Raw genomic sequence first — 8,700 nt, forward strand, 5'->3', positions numbered from 1 at the left:
GATACAACAGCATATATATTGGATACAGGAAATAATGATGTACGTACTGAGGGAATGTCTTATGGTATGATGATAAGTGTGCAGATGGATAGACGTACAGAATTTGACCGTATTTGGAGATGGGTTAAAAAGAATATGCATTATAAATCTGGTAAATGGCAAGGCTATTTTGCATGGCAATGTAATACTGATGGCAGCAAAATAGGAGTGGAACCTAGTTGCGCTACTGATGGAGAAGTATATTTTATTACATCTTTGTTTTTTGCTTCACATAGGTGGGGAAATAATGGAGAGATAAATTATGAAAAGGAGGGACAGCAGATTCTTTATGATATTATGTCAAAAGGAGATAAAGGAGAAATACGTAATATGTTCAATACGGATTCTTTTTTAATAACTTTTGTTCCTAAAGGAGAAATGTGGAACTTTACTGATCCTTCATATAACTTGCCTGCTTTTTTTGAATTATGGGCTTTATGGAGTAATTCAAATAAAGATTTTTGGGCAAAGACTCCTGATGCAGCACGAAAATTATTAGTCAAAGCTTCACATCCTATAACTGGTCTTTTCCCTGATTACTCATGCTTTGATGGTACTCCGCATCAACCCGATTGGAAAGAAGACTATGATGCAAGACGTTATCAGTATGATGCAATACGTTGTGCAATGAATGTGGGGATGGATTACTATATGTTTGGAAAGGATAAGACCAACCAATCTGATATGATGGAACGTTTGTTGAGTTTTTTTGAATCGGATGATTTTAAGCATGGACAGTTTGATTTGAACGGAAATAATCCAACCGGAGAATATTCGTCTGGTATGGCAGGTGCTAATGCTGTTGGCGCTTTTGCTTTGAAAAATAAGGCCTTAGCTAAAAAATATGTCTCTGATTTATGGAAACAGGAGTTCCCAATAGGTAAATATAGATATTATTCAGGTATGGTATATATGTTATCTATGCTTCATGTTTCTGGTAACTTTAGAATATATTGATTTTGTCTTTTCTTATGAGAAACGTGTGTTTTTTATATTTTATATTATTATCAACTTTTGTATGTGGTAATATTAATGCAACCGTAAGTGACAATAATGAATTGTGCTTTTGGAGAGGACATGACAGTATAATAGTCATGCCTTTGGCCGATAATGCTGTTAGAATAGTAAAAAAAGTGGGTGAAGTTTATGAACTTCCTGAAATGGTATATGTTGAAGGTAAGTCTGTACGTTTTAAATCGGTAAAAAGAAATGGTAAAGACATAATAATATTGAAGAAATTGGTAATAGAGGTTTCTGAAAATACAATTACCTTCTTATCACCTGATGGTAGATTGTTGCTGAAAGAAAAAGAACATAATATTTCTCCTTCACAAATTCAGAATGGCAGAACTTATATTTCTATGCAAGGCTTTCATTCTCCCGAAGACGAACATCTTTACGGACTGGGGCAGTTCCAGGACAATAATCTTGATGTGCGCGGACTTACAAGAAGGCTTACACAGGTTAATACACAGATATCAATCCCTTTTATTATGTCGAATAAAGGTTATGGATTGTTGTGGAATAACTATGGGCTGACAGACTTCAATCCGTGTGATGATTATGAAGATATGAAACCTAAAGCAGGAGAAGGACATGCAACTACTGTAAATGTTACTTCTACAACAGGTGGTGTGACAGAGGTCCGTCATAGTAACATCTTTACGGCAGAATTGGACATTAAAGAATCTGGACGCTATTCATTGATGCTTGACGTAGGTAGTAGGATGGCTCGCAAACATAATCTTGTAATAGATGGCAGTACTGTGATTGATATGAATAATTTGTGGCTTCCTCCAACAACATCTGTGATAGTGGAACTCTCGGAAGGACGTCATAAACTTGTTTCAGAACTGACTAAGGAAGATTCACCTAAAGTATATTACAGAAAAGTAGACAATACAACGGTGTTCAGCTCGCCTGTATCAAATGGTATTGATTATACCTTTTTTGCTGGTACACCTGACGAAGTTATAACATCTTATCGTGAAGTAACGGGTGGCATACCAATGATGCCTTTGTGGGCATTGGGATATATACATTGCCGCGAACGTTTCCATTCACAATCAGAATTACTTGATGTAGCAAATCGTTTTAGAAAAGAATCTTTACCTGTTGACATGATAGTCCAGGATTGGCAGTATTGGGGTAAATACGGATGGAACGCGATGCGTTTCGATGAAGAGTTTTATCCCTCTCCGGCAGAGAAGACTGACAGCCTGCATAAAATGGATATGAAATTTATGCTGTCAATATGGTCAAAGATAGATCCCTCTTCATATCTAGGTAAGGATTTCTCGCAAAAAGGTTATTATATAAACGATACCCAATGAGTAGATTTTTTCAATAAGAATGCAGCTGATTATTATTGGACCAATATGCGCGATAGTCTTGTTGGCAGATACAATATAGATGCTTTGTGGCTGGATGCTACTGAACCGGAGAATGATGATCTTTTGGGTCGCATGGTTTGTAATGGAAAATATCCGGGAGAGATGTTTAGAAATGCTTATCCGCTGATTGTTAATAAGGCTGTCTATGAAGGATTCCGTCGTGATATTGACAATAAACGTGCGTTGCTTTTTACAAGAAGTGCTTTCCCCGGTATACAACGTTATGGGGTAGCCACATGGTCGGGTGATGTCGGTAATGATTGGGAAACCCTTAAACGTCAGATTGTAGCTGGGTTAGGTATGTCTGTGTGTGGATTACCTTGGTGGACATATGATGCAGGAGGCTTTTTCCGTCCTTCTAATCAATATACAGATAAAAACTATCATGAAAGATTTTTGAGATGGTTGCAGACTTCAGTCTATCTGCCGTTAATGCGAGTGCATGGCTATATGAGCAATACTGAGTTCTGGAATTATGGTGAAGATGTTATGCGAATATCCCGTAATGCTCTTTCGTTACGTTATTCATTGCTCCCTTATATTTATTCTTGTGCTGCGGATGTAACATTCCGTGGTGGAACCATCATGCGTCCTTTGGTGATGGATTTTGCAACGGATACTACTGCACTGTCATTGAAATATCAGTATATGTTCGGTCGTTCATTATTGGTTACTCCTGTTTTAGAACCTGAAATAAATCAAATGTGTGTATATTTGCCTGAAACAGAAGGTGGATGGTATGATTTTCGTGATAATAGTTATGCTAGCAATAATGGGTGGTATGAAACGGGGGTTTCAATAGAGAATATTCCAGCTTTTGTGCGTGCAGGTAGCATTATTCCTTTATCGACTGAACTTACTACCACTTCATCATTGTCAGGGGCAGATTTTGAAATACGTATTTTCAATGGCACTGATGGTGAATTTTGTCTTTATGAAGATAATGGTAATAACTATGATTATGAGTCCGGATTATTTAGTGAGATAAAGATGAAATGGAACAACAAGAAAAGGGCATTTACTATTTTTGATAAAAGAGGAAAGTTTGGTGAGAGAAGAGAGGGCAGAAAGATAAAAGTGATTCTTGTATCTAAAAATGGAATATCTGAACGTGAAATATTATATGATGGATATAAAACAGTTGTAAAGTTTTAATGTATAAAGAATGAAATCAATGCTTAGATATAAAAAAATATTATTCTTTCTCTTTTCTGTCGTGTTGGCGGGGGAAGTTTTTTCTAATGGAAAAATTGTGAATACAAGTATGCCATGTAAACTTCTTGAAGGAATCTCGTCGCGTGAATATTCCATCTATTTGCCGGAATCTTATGGTAAAGAAAAGAATAAAAAATATCCCGTGTGTTATTTGCTTCATGGAGGCAATTGTTCGTGTACGGATTGGGAGACATATGGTAATCTTCGTGTAGTGGCAGATAGTCTGATAGCGTGTGGAGAGATGGAGGAAATGATAATTGTATGTCCGGAAGGAAATAAGAACAATATGATTTGGTTTAATGCTCCTCACTGGAAATATGAAGATTTCTTTTTTCTTGAATTTATACCCTATATTGAAAGGAACTATAATGTTGATGGACGTAAAGATAGCCGGTTCATAGCCGGTTATTCAATGGGGGGAGGAGCATCAATAGTGTACGGTCTCTCTCATCCTGATAAATTTTCGTCTGTATACTCTATGAGCGGATATCTGCGTCGTCAATATTTGGAATTCCTTAAAGATGACCCTTCTGCGGAGTGGAGACAGCAGTTGGTTGAAGACCATAATCCAATACGAACAGTAAATGAAATTTCAGATGGAAGAGTTGATGCATGGAAAGGTGTGGATTGGTTTATTGATTGTGGAGATAAGGATTTTACTTATGAGGCCAACATTGCATTGGTACAGGCATTTCGCGATAAAAAAGTGAATTATCAATTGAGAATATATGGAGGTGGGCATGACTGGAACTACTGGCGGCCATCTCTTGTTAGGGCTTTAAAACATATGTCTGATGTATTTAGAAGTATTAACCATAAAAAATAATTAATATGAAGACAAAAACTATTATTCCAGCTTTATGCCTTATGGCATTTTCCGGATTGGCTGCTCAGACTGCCGATGATGTGAAACTTAATATGCCGATAATACAGACAAAGTATACTGCAGATCCGGCTCCAATGTTGTATAATGATACTGTCTTTCTGTATACTTCGCACGATGAGGATGATGCAGAAGGATTCAAAATGAAGGATTGGCTGCTTTACACGTCTACAGATATGGTGAACTGGCAGGACAGAGGGGCTGTTGCCTCACTTAAAAACTTTGAGTGGTATAAAGGTGATAATGGCGCATGGGCTGCATGTGTTGTTGGCAGAAACGGTAAGTGGTATATGTATTGTCCTATTCATGGTCACGGTATAGGTGTGCTGGTGGCAGATTCGCCATATGGCCCTTTCAAAGATCCTATAGGCAAGCCTTTGATTTGGCAGAAAGAACATTGGGATGATATAGACCCAACTGTCCTTGTTGATGATGATGGTCAGGCGTATATGTATTGGGGAAATCCAAATATCTATATGGTAAAACTGAATGAGGATATGATTTCATATTCGGGAAATATCGTTAAGATGCCACATATAGAAGATTATCAGGAAGGACCTTGGTTCTATAAGCGTAACGGACACTATTATCTGGCTTTCGCTTCTACATGTTGTCCGGAAGGTATAGGATATGCCATGAGTGACAGTCCTACCGGACCGTGGGAATATAAGGGACACATAATGGATCATACAGTACGTACAAGAGGTAATCACCCTGGAATAATTGATTATAAAGGACGGTCATATTGTTTTGGTCAGAACTATGATATATTCCGTCTTCAGACCAGCCGTCATGCAGAACGCCGTTCTGTATCACTTGCCGAAATGACATACAATCCTGATGGTACTATTCAGGAACTACCTTATTTCCACGAATGCACATTGCGTCAGGTGGAAAACTTCAATCCTTATCGTAAAGTTGAGGCTGAAACGATGTCATGGGGATATGGATTAAAAACAACACAGAAAAATCCATGGGCTGCAGATCATTGGAATCAACTTGTTACGGATATAGATGAAGGAGAGTATATAAAAGTCAGTGGAGTGGATTTTGGTAACGGTGCATCATCTTTCGAAGTGTCCGCTTCGTGCCATCTTTATGGAGGAAGTATAGAAGTCAGACTCGATATACCAGAAGGACAGTGCATCGGTACAGTAAATATCTATAATACCAAGACACAGCTTAAGACTTTTAATACGAAAGTGAAGTCTGTTAAAGGAGTGCATGATTTGTATTTTGTATTCCGCGGATCAAAGAATCAGAAATGCAATCTGTTCATGATTGACAGCTGGAAATTTACAGGTAAGTAATTTGTATAAAACAATTTAATTAAAATCTAATATGGCAGGTAAATTAATATTCTTTTTCAGTCTGTTACCGGCTTTTGCCTTGGGGCAGAGTTTTCAGAGAACGCAGTATGGAATAAAAACAGAGACAGAGAAATGCAATGTTGGTATTGAAGTACAGTGGTTTACTCCACGTACAGTTCGTGTGATAAAAACAAGTGCTCAGAATTCATTGCAGAAGAAAAGCCTTTCTGTGGTGTCCGAACCTCAGAAAGTTGAATATAAAGTATCAGCTTCGGATGGAAATCTGATAACACTGAAAGGTAAGGAATTGACTGTTAATGTAAATACTTCTACCGGTATAGTTTCTTTTGCTTCGGCGGAAGGTAATACTCTGCTTTCAGAAACAGAAAACAATATGCCTTTTACAGCGTTTAATGATGCCGGACATGATACATGGCATGTATATCAAGGTTTCGATACTGATGACGATGAAGGACTTTATGGTCTTGGTCAGCTTCAGAACGGACAGATGATGCAACGCGGAATGAAGAAAGCCCTTATGCAAGGAAACGTAGAAGATGTTTCTCCATTTATTCAATCAACTAAAGGATATGGCCTGTTTTGGGATAACTATTCCGTAACTACTTATTCTGATGATAAAAATGAAACTTCATTCTCTTCTGAAGTCGGCGATTGTATAGACTACTATTTCATGTATGGCGGAAATGCAGACGGTGTAATTTCAGAAGTACGTTCATTGACAGGTGATGTCCCTATGATGCCATTGTGGAGTTATGGTTTTATGCAGAGTAAGGAAAGATACAAGAGCCAGGATGAAACAGTAGGAGTAGTTCGTAAGTATCGCGAACTTGGCATTCCATTGGACTGTATAATTCAGGACTGGCAGTATTGGGGACATAATTACTTGTGGAATGCAATGGATTTTCAGAACCCGACATTCAGTAATCCTCAGGCCATGATAGACAGTATACATGGAATGAATGCGCGTATGATGATATCCATATGGTCATCATTTGGTCCTGCTACTCGTCCTTATCGTGAATTGGATAAGAAAGGGCTGCTTTTTGATATGGAGACATGGCCACAGTCGGGAGTGGAAGGCTGGCCACCGAATATGGATTATCCTTCGGGGGTTCGTGTATACGATGCCTATAGCCCTGAAGCACGCGATATTTATTGGAATCATCTTAATAAAGGCATCTTCAGTCTTGGTATGGATGGATGGTGGATGGATTCTACAGAACCTGACCATTTTAACTGGAAAGACAGTGATTTCGACCACAAGACATATCTTGGTTCATACCGTAGTGTGCGTAATGCCTATCCGTTGATGACGGTTGGAGGTGTTTATGAACACCAGCGTGCCGCAACTTCCGACAAACGTGTTATCATCCTTACACGTTCTGGATTTTTGGGACAACAACGTTACGGTTCAAATGTATGGTCTGGCGATGTACAGTCATCATGGGATTCTTTCCGCCGTCAGATACCTGCAGGCTTGAATTTCTCACTTACAGGTATGCCACATTGGAACTCTGATTTGGGTGGATTCTTTGCCGGTTCGTATAATAGTGCGTGGGGTACGGGTGATGCTGTTCGCAATCCAATGTATCAGGAACTGTATGTTCGCTGGATTCAGTTTGGTGTATTCTGTCCAATGATGCGCAGTCATGGAACAGATGTTCCTCGTGAGTTTTATCTTTATGGAAAAGAAGGTGAACCTGTATATGATGCTTTAGTGGATGCAGTGAAACTTCGTTATTCTTTATTGCCTTATATATACTCTACTTCATGGGATGTATCTCATAATCGTTCAACATTTATGCGTGCATTGGTTATGGATTTTGCTTCGGACAGACGTACATGGAATATTGCTGATGAGTATATGTTTGGTGATGCTTTCCTTGTGGCCCCAGTTGTGCATGCGCAATATACACCGGAACTTATACAGAAAGAATTGAAGGAGAATGACGGATGGGGAAGCAGCAGTAAAACAGAAATAACTTCGGTGATGTCTGCTACAGACTTTACAACTGAAAAACAGACTAAAGTGTATTTACCTGAAGGTACGAAATGGTATGATTTTTGGAATAACAAATGTTTTGAAGGTGGCAATGATATAGAAGTAACTACTTCACTTAATACCATACCTTTGTTCGTTCGTTCTGGAAGTATAGTTCCAATGGGACCAGAAGTACAATACACATCAGAAAAGCCTTGGACTGAACTGGAAATACGTGTTTATCCTGGTTCAGACGGTAGCTTTACACTGTACGAAGATGAGTTTGATAATTATAACTATGAGAATGGTGCTTATACTGAAATAGCTTTCACTTGGAATGATAAAAACCGTATTCTTTCTATTTCTTCAAGAAATGGAGAGTTTTCTGGAATGATAAAAGAACGTAAATTTGTATTGCGTACTGCAGACGGAAATGTAAAGACTGTAAATTATTCAGGTAAAAAAATAAGAGTGAAATTATAATTTATGAAGTCTCCCTGCTATGCATAAAGAAGGTCCGTCAAGGTGTGATTTGTGCATAGCGGGGGATTTTTGTGTTTATGGATTTGGTATATTTGCACATGAGCCTTTATAACAGTGGAATAAAAAACGTATATTTGCATCATTAATATTATAAATATTAAGATAATTTGTAAACATGAAGTCCAGATTGTATTTATTAATTTGTATATGTTGGGTTGTGATAGGAAATGCCAGTGCTCAATATAGTAGGCTATTTACTATTGAGACAGGATTGTCCAGCAGTCTGATTAATAATTTGTATCAGGATAAACGTGGTGATATATGGATATCTACAGGATATGGATTGAACAGATATGACGGAGCAAAGTTTATAAA

6 protein-coding genes and 1 pseudogene are annotated in these 8,700 nt (G+C 38.1%); all 7 read left to right on the forward strand.

The annotated features are described in order from the left end of the window. Positions 1-996, forward strand: a 996-nt coding sequence (locus I6E11_RS13705; protein ID WP_235338708.1) for a family 8 glycosyl hydrolase, incomplete at its 5' end; no start/stop codon positions are given. A gap of 203 nt (positions 997-1,199) precedes the next feature. Next, positions 1,200-2,969, forward strand: a pseudogene (locus I6E11_RS13710) (glycoside hydrolase family 31 protein); the annotation flags it as partial. Positions 2,970-3,017: 48 nt separating this feature from the next. Beyond that, on the forward strand, positions 3,018-3,587 hold the full coding sequence (locus tag I6E11_RS15360) for a DUF5110 domain-containing protein (protein WP_394800140.1): 570 nt from the start codon (positions 3,018-3,020) through the stop codon (positions 3,585-3,587). A 97-nt stretch (positions 3,588-3,684) separates the two neighbouring features. Beyond that, positions 3,685-4,473: an alpha/beta hydrolase gene (locus I6E11_RS13720; RefSeq protein WP_235338709.1), complete on the forward strand. Its 789-nt coding sequence runs from the start codon at positions 3,685-3,687 to the stop codon at positions 4,471-4,473. Positions 4,474-4,514: 41 nt separating this feature from the next. Continuing rightward, positions 4,515-5,840 (forward strand): glycoside hydrolase family 43 protein, encoded by a 1,326-nt coding sequence (locus I6E11_RS13725; RefSeq protein ID WP_235338712.1) that lies wholly within the window; start codon positions 4,515-4,517, stop codon positions 5,838-5,840. A 31-nt stretch (positions 5,841-5,871) separates the two neighbouring features. Further along, entirely contained in the window at positions 5,872-8,325 is a 2,454-nt protein-coding gene (locus I6E11_RS13730) for a glycoside hydrolase family 31 protein (protein WP_235338710.1), read from the forward strand. Between the two features lie 175 nt (positions 8,326-8,500). Further along, positions 8,501-8,700, forward strand: a 200-nt coding sequence (locus I6E11_RS15365; protein WP_394800139.1) for a two-component regulator propeller domain-containing protein, incomplete at its 3' end; no start/stop codon positions are given.

It is taken from the genome of Bacteroides caecigallinarum, assembly GCF_021531075.1.
Classification (GTDB): Bacteria; Bacteroidota; Bacteroidia; order Bacteroidales; family Bacteroidaceae; genus Phocaeicola; species Phocaeicola caecigallinarum_B.